The sequence below is a fragment of the Microbacterium sp. B35-04 genome (genome assembly GCF_010634885.1).
GTDB lineage: Bacteria > Actinomycetota > Actinomycetes > Actinomycetales > Microbacteriaceae > Microbacterium.
Genome location: NZ_MWLP01000162.1, coordinates 1 through 876 on the forward strand (window position 1 = coordinate 1; position 876 = coordinate 876).

The following is an 876-nucleotide window of genomic DNA, read 5'->3' on the forward strand; positions in this document are numbered from 1 at the left end:
CGGTCACGCCGGCGAGCCGTGGGCGATCAGCGGACGGTCAGCCGCCCGGGGGGCCGTCAGCCGCGCGTCTTCGCACGAGGTCAGTCGGCCTGCGCCCGCATGGAGCGCGCGAGTGACGTGAGCTGCTCGGCGTCGGCCGGGTCGAGGTGGGCCCAGCGGGCCTCGAGTCCTCGCCAGATCTGCTCCACGGGCTCCTGCAGATCACGGCCCGCCTGAGTCAGCTGCACGAGCGTGACTCTGCCGTCGGCCGCCGAGCGCTCGCGGCGCACCAGTCCGGCCTTCTCGAGCCGCTGCACGGTCTTCGCGATCGTCGAGTGGTCGAGGCCGAGCAGGCAGCGCAGCTCCTTCTGAGAGCGCTCGTCCGCGGCCCACAGCTGCGACAGCACGAGCTCCTGCCCGGCGAACAGGCCGAGTGTGGCCAGGCGCTGGGCCGCCAGGGAACGCTGTGCGTGGGCAAGCTGCATGACGGCCCAGCTCACGGGCGCGACGTCGGCGAGCGTCGATCCGTGCTCACCGGGGTCGGGGGTCGTGGGCTGGGCCGCCATGGTTCCTCATCAGAGAGAGATGCTCGCGAGCGCCGGGTAGTCGGTGTACCCCGCCGCCCCTCCACCGTAGAACGTCGCCGGGTCGGCGTCGTTCATCGGCGCACCGGAGCGGATCCGTTCGACGACGTCGGGGTTCGCCAGCGCCCACCGCGCGATGGGCACGATGTCGGCAAGGCCCGCGTCGATGTCGTCCCCGAGGGCGTCGAGCGAGCGGCCCGCGCGCAGCACCAGGAGAGCGCTCGGCCACAGGTCGCGCAGATCTCGCAGCAGCACCTCATCGGACGACTGCACCACGTGCAGATAGGCCAGGTCGAGCCCGGCGAGCTCGCCG

General features: G+C 72.6%; 1 protein-coding gene and 1 pseudogene. Both read right to left on the bottom strand.

All coding sequences use genetic code 11. The features are described 5' to 3' along the window. Window positions 1-80: 80 nt before the first annotated feature. On the bottom strand, window positions 81-545 hold the full coding sequence (locus B1729_RS20235) for a MarR family transcriptional regulator (RefSeq protein ID WP_163618076.1): 465 nt from the start codon (window positions 543-545) through the stop codon (window positions 81-83). Between the two features lie 9 nt (window positions 546-554). Continuing rightward, window positions 555-876 (bottom strand): annotated as a pseudogene (locus B1729_RS20240) (alkene reductase); the annotation flags it as partial.